Genomic DNA, 25551 nt, shown 5'->3' on the forward strand with positions numbered 1-25551 from the left:
GTCAAAATCCAAGCACAACAGCAACAGCCATAGCGCACCTTACCGAAAAGGCCGCGCCGTTGCCTTTAGACAAAAGATGTATATGAATAAGCCCGGTGAATACCGGGCTCAAGAGGAAACAAACAGCTTGTTACTCGGTGCCACCGACGGTGATGCCGTCGATTTTCAGGGTTGGCTGGCCAACCCCCACCGGCACCGACTGGCCGTCTTTACCGCAAACACCAACACCGGGATCAAGCTTGGCGTCGTTACCGATCATCGAGATCTTTTGCATGACATCAGGGCCCATGCCAATCAGGGTGGCACCGCGAATGGGCCGCGTTACCTTACCGTTTTCAATGAGATAGGCTTCAGAGGCAGAAAACACAAATTTGCCGGAAGTGATATCCACCTGGCCACCACCAAAGTTTGGGGCGTAAATACCTTTCGCAACCGAAGCGATGATTTCATCAGGTTCATGCTGGCCACCTAACATATAGGTGTTGGTCATCCGCGGCATCGGCAAATGTGCGTACGACTCGCGGCGGCCATTACCGGTGGGGGCAACTCCCATCAGCCGGGCGTTGTGCTTGTCTTGCATGTAGCCTTTGAGAATACCGTCTTCGATCAGGATATTTTCCTGGGTTGGGGTGCCTTCATCGTCGATGGTTAAGGAGCCGCGGCGGTCCTTCATGGCGCCGTTATCCACCACGGTCACCCCTTTGGCCGCTACCCGCTGGCCAATGCGGCCACTAAAAGCCGAACTGCCTTTGCGGTTAAAATCCCCCTCCAGACCGTGGCCCACGGCTTCGTGCAGCAGCACCCCGGGCCAACCGGCGCCCAGCACCACCGTCATTTGCCCGGCCGGTGCTGGCGTGGCTTCAAGGTTAGTTAGCGCCATGCGCACCGCTTCGCGAGCATAACCTAAAGCCCGCTTTTCATTACCGTCGTGTTGTAGGAAATAGTCATAACCAAAGCGGCCACCGCCGCCGGCGCTGCCGCGCTCGCGGCGACCGTCTTTTTCCACCAATACCGAGCAGTTAAAGCGCACCAGTGGCCGAATATCTGCCGCCAAAGTGCCGTCTGTACCCGCCACCAATATTTCTTCGTAAACACCCGCCATAGAGACAATGACTTGGCTAACGTGGCTGTCAAGCTTACGGGCAAACTGGTCAACTTCTCGCAGCAATGCCAATTTGTCGGCCTGGCCAAGGCTATCAAGGGGGTTAAGGTTGCCATAAAGGGCGCGGGTTTCTACCGGTGTGGCAATTTTCACTTGGGTATTGCCGCCACTGTTGGCAATAGAACGCGCGGCCAGGGCTGCATCTTTTAAGGTGGCAGGGCCTAAATCTTCGGCATAGGCAAAACCGGTTTTCTCACCGCTGATGGCTCTTACCCCAACGCCACGTTCGATGTTAAAGCTGCCGTCTTTAACGATACCGTCTTCCAACACCCATGATTCGTGGGCGGCGCCTTGAAAATAAAGGTCGGCATAATCCACCTGATGTTGGTGAATAAGGGCCAGGGTTTGCTCTAAGCGGGCACTGTCCAGGCCCGCAGGGGCTAACAGGCGCTCGGCAACAGTTGAATAAAGGCTCATCAAGACTCCTTGGGCGGCACTATGGCAAAACGGCGATGTTTGTCCAACGGCATTCGCGCACGCACCGCTTCGGTAAATTTGTGATCAAGTGTGGCACTGACACTGCCTTCACCCAAGGCCATTTCTTCAAGGATTTGGCCCCAAGGGTCAATGACCATCGACCGGCCCCAGGTTTCACGGCCATTGGCATGCACGCCACCTTGGTTAGCCGTCACCAAGTAACACTGGCCTTCAATGGCACGGGCTCGGCACAGCACTTCCCAATGGGCTTCGCCAGTGCGGGCGGTAAAAGCGGCGGGCAACACAATAATGTTAACTTGCTGCTGGCGATACCACGCAAAAAGCTCGGCAAAACGCACATCATAACAAACGGCAATACCAATACGGCCAAAGGGCGTGTCTACCACGGTAGGGCCGGGGCCGCCAACGGTGGTGGCCGACTCTAAATAGGTGCCGGTGCTATCGGCCACTTGCACATCAAACATATGCATTTTGTCGTAGCGGCCACGTACTTTGCCTTCGTCGTCAATCAGCAGTGAGGCAGCGCCAAAACGTGCGTTATTGTCACTTAAAATAGGAAAGGTGCCGGTGACCATCCATACCCCGTATTTTTGGCACATTGCCTTAAGGGCATCTTGAATGGGGCCAGCTCCAAAAGATTCGGCTACCGCCAGCTGCTCGCGGTCTTTACCGCCAAAAAAAGCAAAACATTCTGGCAGTACCACCAGCCGTTCAGCCGGTGCCAGGTCTGCCAACTGGCGTTCAACCGCCGCCAGGTTTTCAGCGACATCAGGTACAGACACCATTTGCAAGGCGGTGAGGATCATGACTTGGACTCCTTAGGAACGCTGAGTGTTGGCGCACTTTTGGCGGCGGTAGCGGTGGTGGGCTTGGCAGCGGGGCTTGCGGCTTTGCCGGTGTTACTCGCGGCCTTGGTTGCCGCCTTTGCCGAGCCTTTATTGTCAGTTTTGCCATTGTTATCCGACTCTGGGGCCTTGGGCAAGGTAACAGAGCCTTTGGACCGGGACACTTCTTCAAGGTGCGGCTTATCAATGGTGCCGGTGAGGTTAAAGCGAATTTCGGTAATAACGTCGATAACCGGCCCAAAGATCTTGGTAAGCGCATATACCGCCACCCCGGTTACCGGCGTTACCGCAAAGGCCGCCAATACCGGCAAGTTACCGGTTACATTGGGCTTAAAGGAGATGTCGTAAGCAAGCTTACTGCTTACCAAATCAGTCCAGCCTTCGGCGCTCATGTCGCCTACTACGCCGTCCATTTTGATTTTATTGGAGCGCAGCACGCCGTTTTTAATTTCGCCTGAGGCATGAATGCTGTCGAAATAAAGGCCTTTGTCGAACAGGTCTCTAAAATCCAGAGCCAGTTTTCGCCGCAGCGAGTCAAAACTAAATACGGTCAGTAAACGCGCACCTTTGTCTGATACATCAGCCACATAGCCTTGGCCCAAAGACGAATCGACCTTACCGTTGAGTTTGGCAAGGGCAAAATCTTGCGGCCCACCCGGCCAGGTGAGTTGTAGCTGCGCTTTTGCCGGTGCGTCTCGCAAGCTCGAGGCGATACCAAGGGCATCAACGTATTTACCAACATCGTCAATTTTGGCCTGCATGTCCACGTCGGTAACATTGTCTTTGGCAAGCCAGGTACCGGAGCCAGAAACACTGCCGTGCGGGTTTTGCTGTTTAATCACCGGCAGCAATAAATCGCTGCCCTGCAAGCGCCCTTCAACGCGAATTTGCCCGAGTTTAATGCCCAAAATATTGCAGCTGGCACAATAGAACTGGAACGGGGGAATATCAGACGGCTTAAGGCCTGCGCCCAATCCGCCTTTGCCGCTGCCTTTGTTCCAGGTTTGAATATCGACTCGGTCCAGGTTCACCAGTAATGGGTCAACGCCCCAATTAACCGGCAGCCACATGGAACCTTCCACTTCCTTACTGGCGAGTTTCACCCGCCAACTGTTATTTTCCAGCTTGGCATGGGCACTGATGCTATCGAGGTTTTGATCAAAGGCGAGCAGCTTGCCAATGTTGGCGTCAATCTGCGTAAGCGGCGCCATAAAGTCGCTACCACCGCCACCACTGCTATGAAAACCCGCCAGCGCCTTACTCCAGGCACCACTGTCCAGGGCGCTGACGCCCACACTTAGGCTGCCCGCACCTTTGACTTGTTCTGGCATCGGCGCATAGCCCACACCGAGCTGCCAACTTTGCACCTTGTTTTTGACAAAAAGAGCATGGCCCATGGCGCGCTTGCCTAAGCTGGCGTTGATATCCACGCCATTTTCATCGCCCTTCGCCGTTACCAGCAAGGGCCAGGCTTCATTGGCCGTTTTATTGGCCGGGAATGGATAAGGGCTGGAGATACCTTTGAGGTCACTTTCGCCATTGGCGGTGAGGTTAAAACCGCCTTGGTGGATCAGCAGGCCCAGCTTACCGCGCCAATGGCTTTGCCCCTTGAGTTTAAGGCCGTCAACATCATTAAAATCATCGGCGCTAAAGCGGCCACCCAGTCCCAAGTTAACCTGATAGCCCTTAGTTTGTTCTTTACCGTCGAGCTTAACCGATACCGGCTGACCATAGAGCTTGCCCTCTAGTGAGGTGGCGCTGATATGGTCGTTGGCAAAATCCAGCTGACCACTGACAGCGGTTAAATCAAAAGCGTCCAGCACCCGTACCTGATTATCCGCAAAATCAACCTTACCTTTGGCCAGGACTTCACCACCGGTGAGGGGAATATCCAGCGACAACTGCCCTTTAACGTCACCACTTACCACTAAACTGTCGAGCGCCGCCCCCACCGAATCGGCCAGGGGCGAGGCTTTCATCAAGTCATGTACCGGTTTCGCGCCAGATTTGGCGTGGCCTTCAATATGCAGTTTGGGTTGATGCCCAAGGTTGGGAATGGCCGCGGTGAGATTGGCTACCGGCACCGCCGCCAGCGTTGATTTAGGCGCCGACAGCAGCATGCCGGCGTCTTCAAAGCGCACCTGGGTGCTGGGACTTAACAAATCAGGCCAGTGGTCGTCGAAGTTAAAGTCCAAATCGCTGACATCGGCGGTGGCCAAAAAGGTGCCGGCATTGTCGCTAAAGGGGAAGCTGTGCAGCGGGCCCTGCCAAAGCACTACCCCCTTGCCAGTACCGCCTTTAAGGGCGGCGGTGAGGTAGTCAGAAACCTTGGTTGGCATCACGGTAAGTGGCAGATAATTCCCCACCTTGCCCACATTGACCTTGCTAACATCCACCTTCAACGCCAGGCTCGGGTTATCACCAAAGTCCATTTTGCCGCGGGCAGCAAAGGCCAAATCTTCGGTTTTTGCCTGGAACTGGCCGGTTCGCATTTGCCAGGTATGGTTGTCGTAGAGCAGCCAAATATCGCCTTGCAGACGGCTAATGGTGAAAGGCGCTCGAAAATGCGGGCCCGGGTCGATGGTGACATCGCTATCGTCAAAGCGGGCAATACCCTGGGTGCCGGCCCATGACAACTTCACCTTGAGATTTTTCATCCCCGGCAGTTTGTCTTTGGCACTCCAGTTCATATCCACCGTGGCATTACCCGACAGTTCCCAATGGTGGTTTGCCGCTAGGTACAGGTCGCGAATTTCGCCGTTGGGGCGGGCCACCGCCAACCAGCCTTTGATCGGCGGCGGCAAGCTGCGCCACAGATTTAAAAGCGGCGTCAGTGGCGCTAAACGCAGGCGCTGGGCATACAAAAGGTGGTCGTGGCGCTGCTGGCGAAACTGCAGCTGGCCCAGTTCCCAAGGCTTACCGTCGGTACTGACATCGGCATCGCGGCTATCAAGTTGCCAACCGCCGTCGGTGGCGTTAAAGCTAAGAGCCCAGTGGTTTACCTTGATTTGGTGATGGTCAAAAGACAGGGCGCTGTCTTTTAGCAGCATTTCGCCGCCAACCGCTTTGCCCTTGGAAAAATCCAGCCACAGCTGTGAATTAAGCGTGCCCTTGTCAATGGTGAGCGAATCGCCCAAAAAGGTATTTACCCAAGGGTCCAAGTGCAAATCTTGTGCGTCAACATAAAGGCGGGCATCCAGGTCTTTCACCCGCGACGCCAGGCCATAGAGGTCGAGAATAAAACGCACCTGCTGGTCGCCATACTCGCGAATACTGGCATAACCCACCGCTTGGTGCCGGTAACGGCCACCCAGCCAGGACATTTTGCTAATTTCGATGGTGCGGTAGCCGTATCGTGACGGCAGCTCTATTTCAGAGTTGGTAAGCTTGGCCGTGGAAAGCTGCCGCAAAAACAGCAGCTCCAATTGGTGGCGGCCATGGCGGTGGGACGGCGATTCTTTGTCGCCACTGCTGGCGTTATCGGTGCTGTCATCGTCATCGCTTTTTGGCCAGCGCTCAACATTGAGCTTCATGCCATCGGCGTTCAAAAAGGCGAGTTTTGGCTCCATCGAAAACAGGCTTGCCCAAAACCGCAGCCCCACCGATAACTCTTTGACATGCAACTTGATATTGCCATCGGGGTCGGTCAGGGAAACCCCTTCAAAATCGAACTTGGGCCCCAGACCTTGCCAGTCGCCCTTCGCCTGGTCGATAACTAGGTGCAGCCCCCACTGGCTGTTGGCTTTATCCACCAAATAAGGGCGCACATCGTCCAGGCGGTGCACCAGCAGCCGGGCAGCCGACACCAGTAAAGCGGCCAGCAACAAGATAATTGCCAGTAACAGCCAAGCTTTACGTGCTAGCCAACCCAATACTGCATGCAGCCTGCCCACTACATCATCACCACATCAAACTGGTCTTGGTTGTAGAGCGGCTCGGCCTGAATTTTCACCTGTTTGCCCATAAAGACTTCCAGCTCCGCCAGCGCATGGGACTCATCGTCGGTCAGTGCTTCAGCAACCTGTGGCGAGGCATAGACCACAAATTTGTCGGCATCATAGGCGCGGTGTACCCGCAAAATTTCCCGCAGAATTTCAAAGCACACCGTTTCAACGGTTTTAACCCGGCCACGGCCACGGCATACCGGGCATTCGCCGCAGAGAATATGTTCAAGGCTTTCACGGGTGCGCTTACGGGTCATTTCCACCAAGCCAAGGGCAGAGAACCCATTAACCGAGGTTTTGGCGCGGTCTTTGACCAAGGCCTGTTCCAGGCTTTGTAGCACCCGGCGGCGGTGGTCTTCATCAAGCATGTCGATAAAATCAATGATGATAATGCCGCCCAAATTACGCAGCCGCAGTTGCCGGGCGATGGCCTGGGTAGCCTCAACGTTGGTGTTGAAGATGGTTTCTTCTAAATTGCGCCTGCCGACAAAGGCACCGGTATTGATGTCGATGGTGGTCATGGCCTCGGTTTGATCGATGATCAGGTAGCCGCCAGATTTTAGCTCTACCTTACGGTCCAGCGCCCGCTGCACTTCGTTCTCGACATCGAACAAATCAAAAATGGGCCTGTCCCCAGAGTAATACTCCAACACCTTGCAAAGTTCTGGGACAAACTCTTCGCAAAAGTCGCACAGGCTTTCATAGGTGAGTTTTGAATCCACCCGGATACGGTCTAAATCGGTACCGACAAAATCGCGCAAAATGCGGTGCGCCAAGCTCAGCTCTTCATAGAGCATGCTACGGGTGGTATTGCGGGCACGGCGCTCTTCTATTTTTTTCCACAGCCGGCGCAAAAAAGCCGCGTCTTCTTTAAATTCGCGCTCCCCTACCCCTTCGGCGGCGGTACGCACAATAAAGCCGCCAGCGTCATCACTGAAAGGCTCAACCAAGTCTTTAAGGCGCGCTCTTTCTTCTTCGTTTTCAATGCGCTGAGACACCCCTACATGGGTAGCCCCTGGCATAAACACCAAATAGCGCGACGGCAGGGTGATATCGGTGGTCAAGCGGGCGCCCTTGGTACCCAGCGGATCTTTTACCACCTGCACCACAATATCTTGGCCTTCATGCACCAGCCTGGCGATATCACCGGTTTGAAAGGGGCGAAGGTCATCGTCGTCTAACCCTTCACCGGGAGGAATAATGTCAGAGGCGTGCAAAAACGCGGCTTTATCCAGGCCGATATCAACAAAGGCGGCCTGCATACCCGGCAGTACCCGGCTAACCCGGCCTTTATAGATATTGCCCACCAAGCCGCGCTTGGCCGACCGTTCGATATGCAATTCTTGCAAAATGCCCGTTTCCACCAGGGCAACCCGGGTTTCAGACGGGGTAGTGTTGATCAGTAACTCGGCACTCATTCATGCTCCTTGGCCAGAAACCGATTGAGCAGACGTTCTGTCTCCATCAAGGGTAAGCCTACCACGGCAAAATAACTGCCCGACAAATGACTGACAAATCGGCCACCGCGGCCCTGAATGCCATAACCACCGGCTTTATCCGCCGGTTCGCCAGTATGCCAATAGGCGGTAATTTCGGCGTCTGTGAGGTGGGTAAAGGTCACGGTGCTGGTGACCACCTCACTTAATGTACGACCGCCAGCACTGACAGCAATGGCGGTATGAATTTGATGACTGCGCCCCGACATGGCGCGCAGCATCTTGGCTGCATCGCTTTGGTTTAAGGGTTTGACCAGTATTTGCCCGTCCAATTCCCCAAGGGTGTCAGAACCTAAAACCGGCAACGGCTCAGGCGCCATCGCCGCCCCCGCCTCGGCTTTTTGCCGGGCCAGGCGCTCCACTAACGCCCGCGGCGTTTCACCAGGCTGTGGGCTCTCGTCAATATCCGGGTTGAGTAGCGCAAAGGGACGGTCAAGCAGTTGCAGTAACTGGCGGCGCCTTGGCGAGGTAGACGCCAAGTAAAAAACTGGCGCCACCACTAGCGCACCCGAAACCGGCGCCGCATTCGGCGCAGTAGCGGGAATAACCACAACCACATGGCGGCACTGGTGAGCACCGGCCAAAAATAATGGGCGGTCACCACCACGTTATGGGTGAGATGCTCAAGCCAGAACACCAGCAATAACTTAGCCGCCACCAACAAGGCAGCCACGCCGGCTTGTTGCCAAACCGGGAAGTTGCGCACCCGCTGAAAATTCATGCCAGCGACATAAATCACCAGGGTCAGCGCTAAGGCATGTACGCCCAAGGTGGTACCCAGCATGATGTCAATCAGCAGGCCGCAGCACCACGCCACCCCTACACTGACCCGATGCGGCAAGGCCAGGGTCCAGTACAGCAGCACCAGTAATACCCAGTCAGGGCGAAAGACATCGATAGCCAAGGGTAATGGGATTATTGCCATCACCAAGGCCAGCAGCAGTGACAAGCCAATCACAATCACGTTCATGGCTTTTGCCCTTTACTGGCATGGGGATCGGGCGGCGGCGCAGCGGCTCTTTCGTTTGGCCAAATCAGCAACAGGTAACGCAGCCTATCAAGCTGTGCCAAGGGTTTGGCCAGCACCCGCGCAAAGGGCTTGCCTTCGTCAGAGAACACCGAAGTGACCTTGGCCACCGGGTAACCTTCAGGGAAACGGCCACCCAAGCCCGACGACAGCAGTAAATCACCAACCTTGATATCCGAGCGGTGCGGCACATGGCTAAGGCTTAGCTCGTCAATTTGGCCAGTGCCTGAGGCAATGGCGCGAATACCGTTACGCGCCACCCGCACCGGCACCGCGTGGGTGGCGTCGGTTATCAGCAGCACCCGCGCGGAGCTGGGGCCAACGCTGATGACCTGGCCGATAAGCCCTTGTGCATCCAGTACCGGTTGACCTTCATAAACACCGCTGTTGCGGCCCTTGTTGATCATGATTTGCAAGGTGAAGGGGTCGGAGTCAACCGTCATCACCTCGGCCACCATTTTGCGCGGGTCGGTGCGAGGCTGAGAGCCCAACAAGGCTCGCAGTTGGTTATTTTCTTGCTCTAGAAAGGTCAGGTGTTGCAGGCGCTCAGACATTTCCAGCAACTGGTTTTTCAGCTGGGCGTTTTGCTCTTTCAAGCGCGAACGGGTGGTTAATTCCCCGGAACTCCAGCTCAGCAACCGTGTTGGCGCATCGGCAAGATACTGAATGGGGGTCACTAACGAATTTAAGTAAAACCGAGCCGCATCGAAACGATGTTGCCAATGGTCCAGAAAAATAATCACAAAGGACACCACCACCAGCAGCAATAAACGCCACTGAAGCGAGGGGCCTCTCGAAAAAATCGGCTTCATAAGGTAAGTCGGGCGCCCAATGGGCGCCCTTAATCATTATTCTTCGCTGAAGATATCGCCGCCGTGAAGATCAATCATCTCCAGGGCCTTACCGCCACCACGGGCCACACAGGTCAGTGGATCGTCAGCTACCACCACCGGAATACCGGTTTCTTCCATCAGCAAACGGTCCAAATCTTTCAACAGGGCGCCACCACCGGTCAGCACCATGCCCCGCTCCGAAATATCAGACGCCAATTCCGGAGGGCACTGTTCCAGCGCCACCATAACGGCACTAACAATACCGGTTAACGGTTCTTGCAGGGCTTCCAGGATTTCGTTGGTGTTAAGGGTAAAGCTACGTGGTACCCCTTCTGCCAGGTTACGACCACGCACTTCAATTTCCACCATTTCGTCGCCGGGATAAGCGGCGCCAATTTCGTGCTTGATGCGCTCAGCGGTGGCTTCACCGATAAGGGAACCGTAGTTACGGCGCACATAGTTGATGATGGCTTCATCGAAACGGTCACCACCGATACGTACCGAAGAGCTGTAAACCACACCGTTAAGGGAGATAACCGCCACTTCAGTGGTACCGCCACCGATATCAACCACCATGGAGCCGGTGGCTTCACTGACCGGCAAACCGGCACCGATAGCGGCAGCCATCGGCTCTTCAATCAGGAACACTTCGCGGGCACCGGCGCTCATGGCCGATTCACGAATAGCGCGGCGTTCTACCTGGGTAGCGCCTACCGGCACGCACACCAGCACCCGGGGGCTGGGGCGCAGGAAATTGTTTTCATGCACTTGTTTAATAAAGTGCTGCAGCATTTTTTCGGTAACGTAAAAATCTGCAATAACCCCGTCCTTCATCGGACGAATGGCTTTGATATTACCCGGAGTACGACCCAGCATTTGCTTTGCCGCGTGACCTACGGCCGCCACAGATTTAGGGCCACCAGCGCGCTCTTGGCGAATAGCAACCACAGAGGGCTCGTTAAGGACGATGCCTTTTTCACGAACATAAATCAGAGTATTGGCGGTACCGAGATCGATTGAGAGATCGTTGGAAAAGAGACCACGGAGTTTTTTGAACATGAGGAAGGCCGATCCTGTCTTTGCGCAAACGGATGCTTTGTTAATCGGCTAACTTTACCAACGGCACTGGTCATCCACAAGCAAGGGAATGCCCTGGTCAGCCGACGACGCGTATTTATTTGTTCTGTTCAGATTTCTAAGGCCCGTTAAAAGCCCTTATGGCGGGTTGGTTCCCCAAATTTCCTGCCAGTAAATCTGCTTGTCATTACCATGGTAGCGACCAAAATAACCGGTGGCCTGAGGGTTTTGGTCACCATTTGCGGTGCCTTGCCAGGCATATTTGAGCCAATCGGCCACCGCAGCCTGAACTGTTACCTGTGCTGGCGCGCCAGCAGCGCCCAGGTAAATGGCCTGATATGGCAGTACACCCGATGCCGCTGTGCCGCCACTGCCATTGGCCAAAGATTGCGGGTTAGCGCTGTAATAATCCCCATTACTGCTATTAACCGACACCGTGAGACTGCTTGTACCTTGGGCCACCACGGTGCAGCTGTCGTCGTTACTGGCGGTAAAGTAATTACCGTTCCAGTACTGGGTGTGCAGCACCAGTGGCAGCGCTTCGTCTTCCGGGCCACTGGCATCGTCCAGCAGCGCCCGGCCATAACGTAGCGAACTCAAACTTCCCCAAAGGTTAGCGCTGGTCAAGGTCATGGTGCTGTCACTCATGGTAGTGGCGCGATTGGCATCGTTTTCACCATCGTCGTAGCTCACCCCCACTTCGACATTGCTAAAGGGACCGTCTGGCGAACTTAACCGGTTGATTAAAATACTGTTATTGACAAAGCTGGCGATTTGCCCCTGGCTCCAACTCAGCGCAGGCGCGCTACCACCAAGGCGGCTTGATTGGTCACTGCCGTCAAACTCGGTCTGGTAGTTAAGGCTGCCTTTGGCAAAATCGCCAAAGTAGTTGTAGGTGCGGTCGCCCACGTAATTGATGGCGGTGAGGGTGCCGCTCAGGGTGAATGGTTGCCCCATATAGGTAAAGGCGGAGCACCCCTCGGTGATAGTGGCGTTCGACAAGCTGATGTAACGCGGTACAAATTTGCCAATCGCCAGGCTGGTAGAGGTGCCAATACTGCTACCAAAGTAGCTGGGTGGGGTGGCGGTAAATTTAAAGACGCCAACCTCACTGATGGTTTGGCTAAGGGTGGTCAGGGCGCTACTCGACATGGCGTGGTCGTAACTGCTGTTGCCTAGGGTACCAGCCACACCGCCACTCGGCGCCACCAGGGTTGACGCCAGGCTGATACCGGTTTGCTGATAACTGGGCGTGGTAATGGCATTACCACAGTAATAGCCGCTTTGCGCGCTGGCACTGTCGTAAGCCATGGCGGTAAGTTGTAAGGGGAAAGCTTCACCGGCATAGCGGTAAATAGAGCAACTGGCGTTGCCTGCCGTGCATTCGCCAAGGGTGTTTTGGGTTTGGATACAAAAGCCAACCGGCCGGCTAACAAAGGTATCGGAGCCGGTCATCACCAAGCCTTCGTCACTGCTGCCGGTGGTGCCGGTATATTGGGCGTAGAGCTGCATTTGCCCAGCATCGGTGTAATTGACATTAAGGGTAGCCTCGCCTGAGGCATTAAAGGCGAGACTCAGACCGGTGGCATCGCTTTGCTGATTGCCAACACTGCTGCCGTTGACGCTCACTTGTCGCAGTACCGGTTTCGCTGCCCGCAGTGGGTCAACATAGTTGGACCAAAAGCGCACTGTTTTGGTGGTACTGGCAAAATCAGGCACACATTTTTGGCTGGTGTCGTCTTTTTTTACCGCTTTGAGCAAAATGCCGGTTGCGCCTTGATTGGCAATAAAATCAGGCACATCAAACACAAAGCCGCTGTCGGCAAAGGTCATATTGCAACTGCTGCTGGGCGTACCGCCATCAACAGAGCACAGGGTTTGGGTAAAGGCTTCGGTGGTGGGCGTTGATTGAGCCACCCCCAAACTCACGGTTCCTGCGGCGCCGTGATTTAAGGTAACGGTAGTGGAGCCGCCAGAAAAGGTAACCGGGTTGGCCGACCAGCCACTGCTGGGGGTTAAGGTGGCGGTAACCTCACCGGTATAAAGGCTAGAGCAGCTGCTATCCAGGCAGGCTTTGATAGTGACCGTTTGCGCGGCGCAGGTTAAGGCGCTAGAGGCAAAATCTAACTGAAAGTGGTGAATTTGCTGGCCAACATCGTCTATTTGCGCGGCGCAAACCTGCAAGTTATCAATTTCATGGTAATTACTCAGAGCGCCCGTTGAGCCGGTTAGGGAGAACAAAAAGTTAGCTGGCATCGCCGCCTGGCCTTGCCCAGCTAACGCATTGTAATTATTAATTAAGGTACTAAAGCCACTGCCAGTATTACGCTCCACCGTCACCTTGGCGCTGTTGCCAGAGGTGGAATCCAAGGTAATGCGATAGCGATGGCCTGGTGCCGGGGCGCTGGACGGGCGAAAATCAATGCCCGGGTTTAGATTGGCAGTAGTGCCGGTTAAATAGGCGTAGCCACTGGTGCCAGAGCCGGAGCCACGCAAAGAGACCGCATCGGGGCTAAAACTGCTGCCGCCAACGCGCCCCTCGGACGCCGCAGCATAGTTACCAAATTCGTCAAACCCAACCCCAAGCCAGCCACCGGCAAAGCCGTTAATCCCGGTTTTTTGTGCATATCCAAGGGAACCGCCATAGGCCCCGGCCTGGGGCGTTATGGTGGCGTCAGAAAAAATAGCCGCCATACCGTCGGCGCCATCGCCCGCGTTGGGCGACCAACCGTAATAGTCAAATTGCACTATCACCAGGTTACCGTTAGCTGGCAGCAAGCGCTTTAAAGAAACGGCGGTGGCTTCATCGGCGCTGTCTTGGGTTAGCCGCAAGCGGCCGTTAACGATACTGGGGGTAAAGCTGCCGCTGGAGCGGTTAACCGTCCAGTCGCTGCCTAAGGCGCTGCGGTTAAAGTCGTCGGTAAAACATTGCAAAGTTTCGCTGCACTCGGTGCGCTGGGTCATCAAGGCGGCGACCTGTGCGTCGGTTAGCGCGCTATTAAAGACGCGAAGTTCGTCAAGACTGCCATCAAAGTAGCTATTGAAAAGCCCGTCGAATAAAAATCCGTCGTCGTTACCAACCCGAAAGGAGGTGCTATTGCCGCCAAGCAGGTTTTCACTGTAGGTGGTGAAGCTGTCTTCAACGCCGTTGATAAAAATACTTTGCCGGCCATTACGATAGCGAATGGTGACATGAGTCCACTGGTTAAGGCTGATCACTTTATTACTGGTTAGCGAGCGGCTGTACCCCACAGGCGGCAATATCACAAAGGTCGCCCCATACCAGCTAAATACCAGGTGGCCATCGGAGCGCATATAAAGCTGGTAGTTACTGCCTTTGGAAATGATGGGCAGGTAATTGTAGGAAGAAGGCTTTATCCAAATGCCAATGGTCATGGCCGTGGTCATGTCTAACAGGTTGTTATCCGCCACTTCTAAATACTGGCCCTGGTTGCGGTTAAAGATGCCGTAGCGGCAAGTGCCTAAGCCATCAACGCTAGGCAGTGCCGGGTCAATAAATTCCGTGGTAGCACCGTTACGGGCAGTACCGTTGAGATTGTTGCCCGAGTTATCCAGCACCTCACCGCTGCTGCCGCTGTAGCTGGTTTCATTGAGGTGCCAGCTCAACACTGGTCTATCGGCCGAACAGGCATTGGCCGGGGTGGAGTTGGGAATACAGGAACCAATAACGCTGCTACCGCCATTGACGTACACCGTTGAGTAACTGGGCGCCGTCAGCACCCCATAGACAGTGGTAGAACCTTCAAGGGTAATGGCACCGGCAGTACTATTGACGGTAACAGTGCTGTTAGCCGAGCCTAGGGTACTGTTTTTAATGGTTAAGGTGCTGTCACCGCTGATAGAACCACTGGTTAAGGTGACACCGGTAAAAGACGCGTTGTTGGAACTGCTCATCACAAAGGCACCGGTTAGGGTACCGCCAGAGACCGTCATGCCAGACTGCGCCTGCGCCCCGCCCAGCATGTTGGTGTTGTTGGTGGTTAAGGTGCAGCAACTGGTGGTGACTTTACCGGAAATGGTGCCGCCGCTAAGGCTGATGGCCCCGCTTGATGAGGTGAGGGTTCCCGTCACATTGCTGTTACTGGTAGTAACGCCATTATTGCCGCTGACATTGCCATTAATGGTGCTACTGGTAAGGCTCACAGTCCCGCCACTGCTAACACTGCCGTTAATGGTGGCGCCCCCTAAATTAACCGCGCCAGTACTGCTGGTGACATTGCCGTAGACCACAGTGCTGGCCTGGCTGGTAATGGTGCCATAGGTTGATTGCAGGTTAATGGTGGCAAGGCTGCTGCCGATGCTGTTGTTGATAAGCGAAAAGCCGCCGTTGGCGATAACAGTGCTATTACCCAGGGCATTAATGGTATCCCCCGAGGCCAGGCTAATAGTGCCGGTACAGGTATACACACTGCCGCTTCGCGACCAACTGCCAGAGCAGGGAATACTGCGATAGGCGTTGGAATTGAGCAAGGTACTGAGGTTATAAGCCGCGGCCTTGGCGGCCATTGGCAATACCAGCAGCATAACCAGCAACAGCAGCCGCTTCATTCACTCACCTCCACCGACAAGGTTCGGCCTGTGGTAATACGCCCAGTCTGGCAGCTGGCCTGGCTGCGCACCCTGGCCACTTTCGGCATATCCGCATCGCTGCTACTGGCCAAGGTGCACGATACCGTAACCGAGCAACCGTTTAGGCCACTGCTGCTAAAGGCTTGCTGGTAACTGCTAAAGCAGCTACTTAAACCACTGCCGTTCAGGGGATAAAGCCGCACCAACCCGCCCTGCAAGCCGCTTTCGGCCGCTAAATAGGCCCGCGTGCCCCACACCTCATACACCACGGTGCCAGACTGACGATTAAGCAGCGCCGCCAGCCCTGCTACCAGCAGCGCCATTACCACAATGATAAACACCGCCACCGCCAGCGCACTGCCACCTTGGCGAGAAAAGTTAGGGGACATTGGGTTGATGGACCTCCAAATTAAAGAAGAGATCGTCCTCGCCCACCGATTGAAACTTGAGCAAGATATGCACCACGGCATTACGGGTCAGTACCGCGCTGTCATAGCGAAACAGCGGATAGCTACTACTGGCCAGTTGCTGCGCCATCAGTTGGCCATTGGTTAAACCGGTACTGGGCAAGGGTTGGCTGGCAATAAAACCGTAGTTTTCGTATCGATAAAGATTAGCGCCTACCTGGCAAAAGCTAACCGGCTGGCCGCCAAGGTAGAGGCGCATACTGGGCGAGTCTTTGGCGAAACTGGTGGTAGACGCCAAGGTCAGCAGGTAATAGCCGTCATCTACATAAGCAGAACTTGCCAGCGCCATAACGCGCCGGTCGCTGTCGTCTGGGCTGTAGATTTGGCTGGACTGGGTGGGGTTTAGCATTGCCCAGAGGCTGGTGCCGAAAAAGTCACTGTTCCAATCAATGGCATCGCCACTGCTGGGGGTGGTGCCAGCCGGGTCAACCCACACCACCTTAATGGTATTGCCACTATCAGGGGCGACAGGGGCATCGAAATAACGCACCGCCGCCGCAATGGGGACAAACTCGATGCAACTGCCGTCGCTGCTTACCCTCACGCTATTGGGTACGGCATTACGCAGCTCACGGGTTAGCCGCTCTACCGCAAAACGCCCTTGGCTTAAGGTGTGGGCCCTTGCCACGGTGTCGCCATAAAGCTGGCTACCAAAGCGCAGGTAGCCGTAACTACCCAGCGCGACAATACCCATCACCACGATCACCGCCACCAGTTCAACGAGCGTAAAGCCACGCGCCTTCATTACCAGTTCCCCTTATAGGCAGAGAACACAGTGGCGCTGCCGCCGGGGGTGGTAACAGTGACATCAATGCGTTTGGCTTCGTCTGGCGATAAACCCAGCGCATTGCCGTCATAAACCACCGTGACAGACACCCGGTACTGGCTGTAAATGCTGTTGAGTGACTCGTTAAGAATATTGGCGATATCGGTGCCGGTTAACACCAAGCCGTTGTAGTCATCCACATCGTCATAGCTGTCGCGCGTTTCGCCAGATTCCGGCCCTAAACTGCTAGAACAGGCTGGCGCCCCGGTTTCACCACAGCGCAGCTGAGTTGACGGGCTATTTTCGTCATAGCGTTTAGCGAGGATTTCATTCATCAGGCTCTGGCCTAATTCCGCCGCCCGGACTTGATGCCAAGGGTCGGTGTTATTCAGTGCCAGAGGTAATAAGCTGGAAGTAATAAGGGTAATGGCGATGCCCAGCACCACCATACCGATAATCAGTTCAATCAGGGTAACCCCACGCTGCCTTAGCATGGGTAGATATATCCTTGCGCCTCTATACAGAGGCTAGCAGTGCTGTCGTTTTGTACCTCTAAGGTGCAACCGTTAGCACAGCGCGCTACGCGCCCCATGCCGTCAAACACCAACGGCGTGCTACTGGTGTCGGCAACGCCGCCCACCAACAACACTAACTTGCCACTATTAAGTAGCACCTGCTGCTGCGACCCCTCATCACCGGAAAAGGTGCAGCTACTGCTGGCAGGCACCGAGGCACCACTATTGGTAATAACCACCTGGGCACAAGTGCTACTGGCGGTTTGCGCCATGGCCTGCACTTGCACTTGGCGCAGCAGCGCCAACAGCTCATCGCGGGCCACAACATTGTCCACGCCACTGCTGCCAAAAAAGCGACTGCCCGCCACAACAGAAAGAATGCCCAACACCACAATAACGGCTACCAGCTCCACCAAGGTGAAGCCAGAAGCCTTAGTGTAGGCATGCTCTTTCATCAGTTGGCGCTACAGTCACTGGTAATAGTAGGAGAGCCATTCGCAGCAGTAGGCGCCGTATAAGTCACGGTACAAGTGGTATCGCTGTTATAGGTGTAAACATAATCAGTGCCACTTACCGCACCAACCCATGGTGGGTTATCAATTTCAACCGCATTGCCAATCCCTGCGGCTGTAGCGGCGGGGTAGCCGTAAACCAGATCAACGGTGGTATTACCGTTAACAGTCACGGTGTTACCACTTGCGGCACTGTCACTACCGTTGATCAATGCCTTGGCATAAACCAACTGCGATGCTCCTTTAAGGGACGCCGCGACGCCATTGGCAGTTGCTTCCTTGGCATCATCTTGCAAGTTGATGAACTTAGGCACTGCGGTGACCGCCAGGATCCCCAGAATAATGATCACCACGACCAGTTCGATAAGGGTAAAACCCTGTTGTCTGTTCATAACGTCTCTCCGATTGCATGTTGCATTGGGTTTGGGCCAACTAGTTGTTGTTGTAAACCATCACCTTCCCTGTGTAGGGCCTATAGGTGAAGCTATTGCCAACTCCGGCGGTGTCGTAATCACCGGCCGCAGGCAGCGAAGTTTTATTAAGGGTGGCTATAAGGTAATAGACGCAGAGGTCGCCGCTACTGTCGCTTTGCATTCGCACCAAATAACGGTTGTTGCCAATGTCGCTATCACTGGTGGTGGTACGTGGCGGGCTTTGTAAAATGGCGTCCATGACCGCCAGGCAAGCATCGGCGCTCATGGCGGTGTTAGAGGCACTGGCAGTGCCGACCGGGTAGCCGTTGTCGCCATCGACATAAATGGTTTCGTTATCCAAGGTGACATAAGCGCCAGCGCCACTTGAACCGCCGGACGGACGGCCTTCGACTTCCCATTCGGCGCGAACCAGGCCTACGGCGGTAGCAAAACCGCCAGCAACCCCTTCAACGGTGGCATCCTGGGCGTCATCGGTGACATTTAAAAAACGCGGTAGGGCCACCGCCGCCAACAACCCCAAAATGACGATCACGATGACTAACTCGATCAGCGAAAAACCTTGTTGTTTCACTCCCAGTCTCCTTGTCTTAGGGTTTTTATCCGGCCACTTTTTGGCCAGTAATCAAACCCTGCATCCTCGATGGCAAAGCGGCAGTAACGGCCAAGCCAAATGATTTGTACCGGTTCACCACCCAGCGACAGCGGTAAGCCAAAGTCTTGCCATAACTGCTCGCAGGGCGGCAGCGGCCAACCGTCGTCATTAACGGCCACCAACCGCCCTTGCCAGTGCACCGTGTTGCCTTTTTGTTGCTCCCACAGCACCCGCACTTGATTCATTTCTTTGGTAAAGGTCAGCTGCGCCTGATCCATCCAGGTTGCCGCTAAGTCTTTATCTCCCGGCGCCCTTGCCAGCAGCACCGCCATCAGCACCAGCATCACCGCCACCGGTGTTAACACCCGCAGCAAGCGATGGCTCATCTATTGCCCCTTATAGGCCCGCATCAGATCCCACATTGGCAGGAACACACCCAGCGCCAGCATCAGCACCAACCCCGCCACAAACACAATCAAAATAGGCTCGATTTTGGCGGTTAGGTTTGCCAGGTCGTAGTCCACCTCTCGTTCGTAAAAACCGGCCGCTTCTATCAGCATTTCATCGATGTTGCCGGTTTCTTCACCCACCGCGAACATCTGCAAAATTAGCGGTGAAAACAGCCCGCTTTGGCTGCCAGTGCGCAGCAGGTTCTCACCGCCTTCAATGCCCTGGCGCATGGCCAGAATTTTTTGCTTCATATAAAGGTTATCAACCGCATCAGCCACTAACGCCAAGGCTTGCGGCAGCGGCACCCCGGAGCGGAGCATCATCCCTAGGCTACGGGCAAAGCGGGCCAGCAGCGCCCGGTAAACAATGGAGCCCATTACCGGCAACTTGAGTTTTTTGCTGTCCCAAAAAAGCCTGCCGTTATGGGTTTTGAGCCACCTGACCCAAGCAAACACGGCGGCCACCACCGCCAGCAGCAGCACAAACCAGTAGTGAACAAAAAAGTCGGAAGTGCCGATAAGGATGCGGGTTGGCAGCGGCAGCTCGGCGTGGAATTTTCGGAAGATTTGCGCGAACTGGGGAATAACCATGGTGTTAACAATGACCATGGCAATGGCGATGGCGATCACCACAAAGCTTGGGTAGCGCACCGCTGATTTCACCCGGCGCCGGGTTTCTTGCTCTTGGGTTAAGTGCTCGGCCAATTGCAAAAAGGCATCATCCAAACGGCCGGTGTTTTCACCCACATGCACCACACTCACCAGCAAACTCGGAAACACCTTGGGATGGCGATTCATAGCGGTAGATAAGGTGCGGCCTGACTCCAATTGACTGGCAATGTCGGCCAAGACCCCCCGCAGTACCTTTGATGGCGTGGTTTCAGCCATCCCGGCCACGGCCCGCAAAATGGGAATACCGGCCTTGGTCAGCGAATACATCTGCCGGCACAGCATCAGCATGTCTTCGAGCTCAACCTTAGGGCTCAACAGGTTAAAGCTCAGGGGCTGGCGTGCCGGATGCACTGATTCAGGGCGAATACGCCGCGCCAGCAGCACATCGAAGGCGGCTTCCTGAGAGCCAGCATCAACCAAGCCTTTCACCGCTTGGCCACGTTCGTCACGGCCACGATAGTAAAACTGGCTCATGCCATGGCCTCCCCGCTATCCCAAAGCTTCAACACTTCCTCAATAGAGGTGATGCCTTGGTGGGCGTAATCCAGCGCCATCAGCGCCAAGGGACGATAAAGGGGGTGACGGTGGGCAGCGGCGGTGAAACCTTGCGGGTCTTGGCTGCGCATGGCCTCGTTCATGGCTGCGTCTAACTCTAGAAGCTCAAACACGCCAATACGGCCGCGGTAGCCGGTATGGTTACAGGCTTGGCAGCCATGAGGTGCTTTAAAAGTGGTTGTGGTTAACGGCTCTCCTAACGTCTGCTCAATCAAAGGTTTATCTTTTGGATCAATGACTTGGGGCTTGGCGCATTTACTGCAAAGACGGCGCACCAGGCGCTGGGCCAGCACCGCCCTTAAGGCACTGGCCACCAAATAGCCCTGGGCGCCCATATCAATCAGGCGCAGGGCGCAGGTTACCGCGTCGTTGGTGTGCAAAGTGGACAGCACCAAGTGGCCGGTAATAGCGCCGCGCAGGCCAATTTCCACCGTTTCTTCATCCCGCATCTCCCCCACCATGAGAATATCGGGGTCGTGACGCAACGTCGTGCGCAGCACCTGCGAAAAGTCCAAGCCGATTTTATGGTTAACCTGAACTTGGTTAATGCGCGGCAGCCGGTATTCCACCGGATCTTCAACGGTAATGATTTTTTTGGCCGGTTCATTGAGTTCCGCCAGCGCCCCGTAAAGGGTGGTGGTTTTACCGGAACCGGTAGGGCCGGTGACCAGCACCATGCCATGGGGGCGCTTGAGGTTGCGGCGAAAATGTTCAACCAGCTCGTCTGGCATACCGGTGTCAGCAAGGGACAGCACCCCAGAGGTTTGGTCTAAAAGCCGCATAACCACCGCTTCACCAAACTGCACCGGCATGGTGGAGATCCGCACATCGATAGCATGGCCATGAATTTTCATGTGAAAACGGCCGTCTTGCGGCAAGCGCCGCTCGGAAATATCCAGGTCGGCCATCAGCTTTAGGCGCAGCACCAGTGCCGATGCCACCCGCGCTTCTTTGAGGACGTTTTCGTGCAGCACCCCATCAACCCGTTGGCGAATGCGCAGTTGGGTTTGCTCCGGTTCGATATGAATATCAGAGGCGCGCATCTGCACCGCATCTTCAAATAGCGATTGCAGCAAGCGGGCAACGGTAGCGCCTCCTTCGCCTTCTTCTCGGCCCAGGGAGCCAAAATCAAAATCGGCGGTTTGTTGGTGCTCTTCTTCTAACTGCGAGGCATAGCTGGCTATTTCCTGGGTACGCCGGTAAATGGAGTCAAAAGCGTTAAGAAGCTGCGCTTCTTCCACCACCGCCAGCCGCAATTCCCGGGGGGCCAATCGCTCTTCAAGGGCATCGAGTACCTGCAAATCGGCAGGGTCGGACATGCCGATTAATACCGTGTCGTCATCGGCTTCCAAAGCCAGCGCCCGGTAGCGCCGGGCCAAGACTTCCGGTATCAGCTTGGCGACGTTGGGGTCCAAGCGGCGCTCGGCAATATCCAGGTAGGGGATCTTCAGCTGTTGCGACAAAAAGCTCAGCAACTGGTGTTCGCTCAGGTAGCCCAGTTCCACCAAGGTACGGCCCAGCTTGCGGCCCAAACGGTGCTGACTGGCAAGGGCTTGCCGTAACTGCTCTTCGGTAATGATGCGCTCGGTAACCAGTAGGTCGCCCAAGCGGGTTTTCAGGCGAGGTTGACTCATTGAGGCCTCCCTAGCGCCTGCCAGCGACTTTGCGCATAACGGCGCGCTTCATTCGATAACGACGCCGCCGCCAGCGCTTTTTGGTAAGCCGCTTTGGCATCGCTATTTTGATGCAAACCTTCCAAGGTTAAACCGAGTGCCATCCACAGGCGGCCATCGTCCGGGTAACGGTTGGCAAGGCGGCGATATTGATCAGCCGCCGCCGGTAAGTTGCCACTCAGGCGGGCCAGCTCGGCTTTTAATTGCAGGCCAGTTTTGGTGGTGGGCGGCGTCATTTCCAGCTGCTGGTAAGCATCGGCAACCTTGCCTTGCTGCACCAACACTCGGGCCAGCGCCAGGCTAATATCGCTGTCGCTATCGCTCATTGGCAGCAAGACGGCGGCAGCATCTTCCAGGCGCCGCTGCTGCTGGTACAGACTGGCTAGCGCCAGTCTTGCCGGTTTGAAATCTTCTTTGGCGGCCAGCGCCTTTTTCCAATCACTTTCAGCTTCCAACACTTGCTGCTGTTGCCAGGCCAATAAACCACTTTGATAAAGGCCTTGCGCCTGTTGGCTGGGGGTGAGCACTTCTCGCTTCACCTTGGCAGCGGTAGATGGCGCGGCCTTAACCGCAGGCGATACGGGGCTCGCCGCTTTTGGCGGCGTCAAGGCGGTATTTTTAGTCACATGAGTAGGGGCTGACTGCACGGCAGGCGTGGCCTTGACCATTAGCGCAGGGGCGGAGGTAACCGGCGCCGAGACCTTAGGCGGCGCAATAACGGCGGGGGCAGCGCCAGGGCCGGCTGGCGCCACATCAACAGGCTTTGCCGTCACGCTTGCCAAGACGGCGGCGGTTTTGGGCGCCACTGGCACCGCAGCCGCAACCGGTGGCGGCGTTTTCGCCATCATGTCGCCTTTGAGCCACCAGCCGGCACTGGCCATGGCCGCCGCCGCGGGCAAAAGTAGCAGCCAAAGCCAGCTTGCCTTTGCAGGTTTGCCTGCATGGGTATCGCTCGCGATGTCGTTGACCACAGCGCCGCGTTTATCGAGATCCTTGAGCATTTGATTCAGCACGCTCATAACACGGCTCCCGCTGCCCGGTAGCAGCTTTCAGTGTCCCGGATAGCCATTCGCATTTGTCGCCAGCCGGCACGGGGAAGCCCCTTGCCGAAGGCGAGCAGCAGCGCTTTGTGGCACAAGATATTCACCAACCTCGGTACGCCATGGGAGGCGCGATAAAGCGCGCCAAGGGCGGGCCGGGTAAAGAGCGGCTTTTGACAACCCGCACAATGCAGGCGGTGATTAACATAAACCCCCACCTCTCGCCGGTTCATTGGCCGCAGCCGGTAATGAAAACTGATGCGTTGGCTAAGCTGGCGTAAATGGTGCTGGCGAAGCCGACCGTCTAGCTCCGGCTGGCCTAAAAGCACCACTTGCAACAACTTGCGTGATTCGGTTTCAAGGTTAGTCAGTAGCCTTAGCGCTTCGAGGGTTTCATCGGGCAGCGCCTGGGCTTCGTCAATAACCACCACTGGCAACCGGCCATTGGCCGCCAGCCCCAACAGTTGGCGCTGCAGCAGTTGCCCCAGTTGTTGCTGGTCAATGTTGCCAGCCTGCTTAAGCCCAAGCTCCATCGCCAAGGCCCAGCGCAGCTCCCCTGGGCTTAAATCAGGGTTAGGCAAGTAAGCTGGGGCAAAACGCTCGGGTAGTTCGGCAAGCAAACGCCGGCATAACAGGGTTTTACCGGTGCCCACTTCCCCAACAATCTTAATAAAGCCCTCACCGTCGGTCAGGGCCAACTTCAGCACGTCCAGCGCCTCACCATGCATGGGTAAGTCACAATAAAAAGCCGTGCTGGGGGTAAGCCCAAACGGTTTTTCTTTGAGGCCGAAATGCTGCAGGTACATCACTTACCCTCTGGATACCATTTGTCTAACAGGGCATTGGTGCGGTTCACCTGGGGTATCCAGTCTTGGCTGCCTTCAATGACGGTGGGTTTTAGCAAAATAACCAGCTCGGTTTTTTGTTTCACGTCGTGGCGGCTAGTAAAGAGCTGCCCAAGCCAGGGAATGTCGCCCAGCAGTGGTGTTTTCGACGTTTGCTGCTTGGTGTTGGTGCGCATCAGGCCGCCAATCACCACCACATCACCGGTTTTGGCCCGCACTATGGTGTCGGACTCACGAATGTCGCTGTACGCCAGCGGCAAAGTGGTTTCGTTGGTTTCGCCGTTGCTGGTAACAGTGATGGTTTTGTCTTGCTCTTCCACGTCGGTCACCGAAGGGTGCACATGCAGCAACACGTGGCCATCGGCGGAAATTTGCGGCGTTACATCCAAGGCAATGCCGGAGAAAAATGGCGTGAGTTCGATATCGGAACTGATATTGCTGGTGGACGAGGTGGTGGTACTAGCGTTAGAGGAAATGTCAGTCACAAAATACTCATCGCTGCCGACTTTAATCACCGCCTTTTGGTTATTGGTGGCGGTTATTCTCGGGCTCGACAGCACCTGGGTATCGCCCTGGGTATCCAACAGGTTAATAACCGAGGTGAAATCGGTGCTGGTGAACGTGAGTGCGCTAACGCCCCCCAAGGTCGAGGTAATGGTGTTACCCAGGCTTACCCCAGAGGTGGTGAGGTTCAGCGAGGTATTGCCCTTGTCGTAAAGCAGCGCCTGGGTCCAGTTAATACCTTGCTGGTATTCGTTGTTGAGGGTGACCTCAACAATTTTCGCTTCCAGGACAACCTGGCGCTGCAAGTGATCTTGGGTCTGGGTCAGAAAGTCCCGGACATTACGCAGCTCATCAGGGTAGGCCCTTACCGTTACCAGCCCGGATAACGGGTCAACCGCCACCATACGGCCGTCACCTTTTCCAACCATGGCGGTGAGCACCGACTGCAGCCTATCCCACAGGTCCGCCTCTGAACTCGACTCAAGGCGGGTGCCGGAGGTCATCTGGTTAGTGGAGCCGTTATTAAGGCTATTGTTGCCGTTGTTGTTATTGCTACTGGCATTGCTGTTGTAGCCATTGTTGTTGTTTTTGTCGGTTAATTGCCCCGAGGTAATAGAGGTGCGCGACAAGCCTTTGCGGGTCATCAGCAGATAGTTAACGGCGATGGTTTCGGTGCGAAGACCTGCGGGGTAAACCCGAATCAAATTGCCCTGGCGGCGAATATCGTAGCCGTAGAGATCTTCAAGTACCGAGAACACATCTGCCAAGGTGACATTGTGCAGATCCAAGCTCACCTTACCGGTCACCCCCGGGTGCATGGCCAACGAATAAGGTGTGCCTTTGACCAAACCAGTCAGTAAATCGCGCACGTCGGTGTCTTTGGCAGACACGTTGATGCGCTGCTCAGGAATGGGCGCCGGTGCCACCAACCCCGACAACAACTCTTTTTCCACCGCCGCCGGTGGCTGCGGGGTGCGGGCTTGGCTTGGCTTGGGTAATTCCGACTTTAACGCCTTCACCCCATTTTGGGTGTTACGCTCAGACGGCGTCTGGCAGGCGGCCAACACGGTGATGGTCAACAGGGTCAGAGAAATGCGGAAAATCCTGTTCAACAT

21 protein-coding genes are annotated in these 25551 nt (G+C 55.4%); all 21 read right to left on the bottom strand.

All coding sequences use genetic code 11. The features are described from left to right. Positions 1 to 130: 130 nt before the first annotated feature. The gene (gene tldD / locus DW350_RS16775) at positions 131 to 1579 is read right to left on the bottom strand and encodes a metalloprotease TldD (protein ID WP_115720041.1); all 1449 of its coding nucleotides are present in this window, start codon (positions 1577 to 1579) and stop codon (positions 131 to 133) included. Beyond that, on the bottom strand, positions 1579 to 2406 hold the full coding sequence (locus DW350_RS16780) for a carbon-nitrogen hydrolase family protein (RefSeq protein WP_115720042.1): 828 nt from the start codon (positions 2404 to 2406) through the stop codon (positions 1579 to 1581). Before DW350_RS16780 ends, tldD begins: the two co-directional genes overlap by 1 nt. Next, entirely contained in the window at positions 2403 to 6338 is a 3936-nt protein-coding gene (locus DW350_RS16785; protein ID WP_115720043.1) for a YhdP family protein, read from the bottom strand. Before DW350_RS16785 ends, DW350_RS16780 begins: the two co-directional genes overlap by 4 nt. Then, the gene (gene rng, locus DW350_RS16790) at positions 6338 to 7807 is read right to left on the bottom strand and encodes a ribonuclease G (RefSeq protein WP_115720044.1); all 1470 of its coding nucleotides are present in this window, start codon (positions 7805 to 7807) and stop codon (positions 6338 to 6340) included. Before rng ends, DW350_RS16785 begins: the two co-directional genes overlap by 1 nt. Next, complete coding sequence (locus DW350_RS16795) at positions 7804 to 8382, bottom strand: Maf family protein (RefSeq protein ID WP_115720672.1); 579 nt, start codon at positions 8380 to 8382, stop codon at positions 7804 to 7806. Before DW350_RS16795 ends, rng begins: the two co-directional genes overlap by 4 nt. A 2-nt stretch (positions 8383 to 8384) precedes the next feature. Beyond that, positions 8385 to 8855 (bottom strand): rod shape-determining protein MreD, encoded by a 471-nt coding sequence (gene mreD / locus DW350_RS16800; RefSeq protein ID WP_115720045.1) that lies wholly within the window; start codon positions 8853 to 8855, stop codon positions 8385 to 8387. Next, complete coding sequence (gene mreC / locus DW350_RS16805) at positions 8852 to 9724, bottom strand: rod shape-determining protein MreC (protein ID WP_115720046.1); 873 nt, start codon at positions 9722 to 9724, stop codon at positions 8852 to 8854. The genes mreD and mreC overlap by 4 nt, the downstream gene beginning before the upstream one ends. A 36-nt stretch (positions 9725 to 9760) precedes the next feature. After that, positions 9761 to 10804: a rod shape-determining protein gene (locus DW350_RS16810; RefSeq protein ID WP_115720047.1), complete on the bottom strand. Its 1044-nt coding sequence runs from the start codon at positions 10802 to 10804 to the stop codon at positions 9761 to 9763. Between the two features lie 156 nt (positions 10805 to 10960). Beyond that, positions 10961 to 15391 carry a DUF6701 domain-containing protein gene (locus DW350_RS16815; RefSeq protein ID WP_115720048.1) on the bottom strand — a complete coding sequence of 1477 codons (4431 nt, stop codon included), beginning with the start codon at positions 15389 to 15391 and terminating at the stop codon, positions 10961 to 10963. Next, a complete protein-coding gene (locus DW350_RS16820) occupies positions 15388 to 15801 on the bottom strand; it encodes a type II secretory pathway component (protein WP_115720049.1) in 414 nt (137 codons plus the stop codon). The genes DW350_RS16815 and DW350_RS16820 overlap by 4 nt, the downstream gene beginning before the upstream one ends. Next, a complete protein-coding gene (locus DW350_RS16825) occupies positions 15791 to 16624 on the bottom strand; it encodes a PilW family protein (RefSeq protein ID WP_115720050.1) in 834 nt (277 codons plus the stop codon). The genes DW350_RS16820 and DW350_RS16825 overlap by 11 nt, the downstream gene beginning before the upstream one ends. Continuing rightward, positions 16624 to 17139 (bottom strand): type IV pilus modification PilV family protein, encoded by a 516-nt coding sequence (locus DW350_RS16830; protein WP_115720051.1) that lies wholly within the window; start codon positions 17137 to 17139, stop codon positions 16624 to 16626. Before DW350_RS16830 ends, DW350_RS16825 begins: the two co-directional genes overlap by 1 nt. Continuing rightward, complete coding sequence (locus DW350_RS16835; protein WP_115720052.1) at positions 17133 to 17615, bottom strand: type II secretion system protein; 483 nt, start codon at positions 17613 to 17615, stop codon at positions 17133 to 17135. The genes DW350_RS16830 and DW350_RS16835 overlap by 7 nt, the downstream gene beginning before the upstream one ends. After that, positions 17615 to 18064 carry a type II secretion system protein gene (locus DW350_RS16840; protein ID WP_115720053.1) on the bottom strand — a complete coding sequence of 150 codons (450 nt, stop codon included), beginning with the start codon at positions 18062 to 18064 and terminating at the stop codon, positions 17615 to 17617. The genes DW350_RS16835 and DW350_RS16840 overlap by 1 nt, the downstream gene beginning before the upstream one ends. 40 nt (positions 18065 to 18104) lie before the next feature. Continuing rightward, the gene (locus tag DW350_RS16845; RefSeq protein WP_336406957.1) at positions 18105 to 18677 is read right to left on the bottom strand and encodes a type II secretion system protein; all 573 of its coding nucleotides are present in this window, start codon (positions 18675 to 18677) and stop codon (positions 18105 to 18107) included. Continuing rightward, the gene (locus DW350_RS16850; RefSeq protein ID WP_115720055.1) at positions 18674 to 19084 is read right to left on the bottom strand and encodes a hypothetical protein; all 411 of its coding nucleotides are present in this window, start codon (positions 19082 to 19084) and stop codon (positions 18674 to 18676) included. The genes DW350_RS16845 and DW350_RS16850 overlap by 4 nt, the downstream gene beginning before the upstream one ends. Continuing rightward, positions 19085 to 20293: a type II secretion system F family protein gene (locus DW350_RS16855; protein ID WP_115720056.1), complete on the bottom strand. Its 1209-nt coding sequence runs from the start codon at positions 20291 to 20293 to the stop codon at positions 19085 to 19087. It lies immediately after the preceding gene. Beyond that, positions 20290 to 22008, bottom strand: coding sequence for a GspE/PulE family protein (locus tag DW350_RS16860; RefSeq protein ID WP_115720057.1), 1719 nt, complete (start codon positions 22006 to 22008; stop codon positions 20290 to 20292). Before DW350_RS16860 ends, DW350_RS16855 begins: the two co-directional genes overlap by 4 nt. Continuing rightward, positions 22005 to 23066 carry a tetratricopeptide repeat protein gene (locus DW350_RS16865; RefSeq protein WP_115720058.1) on the bottom strand — a complete coding sequence of 354 codons (1062 nt, stop codon included), beginning with the start codon at positions 23064 to 23066 and terminating at the stop codon, positions 22005 to 22007. Before DW350_RS16865 ends, DW350_RS16860 begins: the two co-directional genes overlap by 4 nt. Further along, a complete protein-coding gene (locus DW350_RS16870; RefSeq protein WP_115720059.1) occupies positions 23063 to 23893 on the bottom strand; it encodes an ExeA family protein in 831 nt (276 codons plus the stop codon). The genes DW350_RS16865 and DW350_RS16870 overlap by 4 nt, the downstream gene beginning before the upstream one ends. Beyond that, a complete protein-coding gene (gene mshL / locus DW350_RS16875; RefSeq protein ID WP_115720060.1) occupies positions 23893 to 25551 on the bottom strand; it encodes a pilus (MSHA type) biogenesis protein MshL in 1659 nt (552 codons plus the stop codon). Before mshL ends, DW350_RS16870 begins: the two co-directional genes overlap by 1 nt.

It is taken from the genome of Gallaecimonas mangrovi, from assembly GCF_003367375.1.
GTDB classification, from domain to species: Bacteria; Pseudomonadota; Gammaproteobacteria; order Enterobacterales; family Gallaecimonadaceae; genus Gallaecimonas; species Gallaecimonas mangrovi.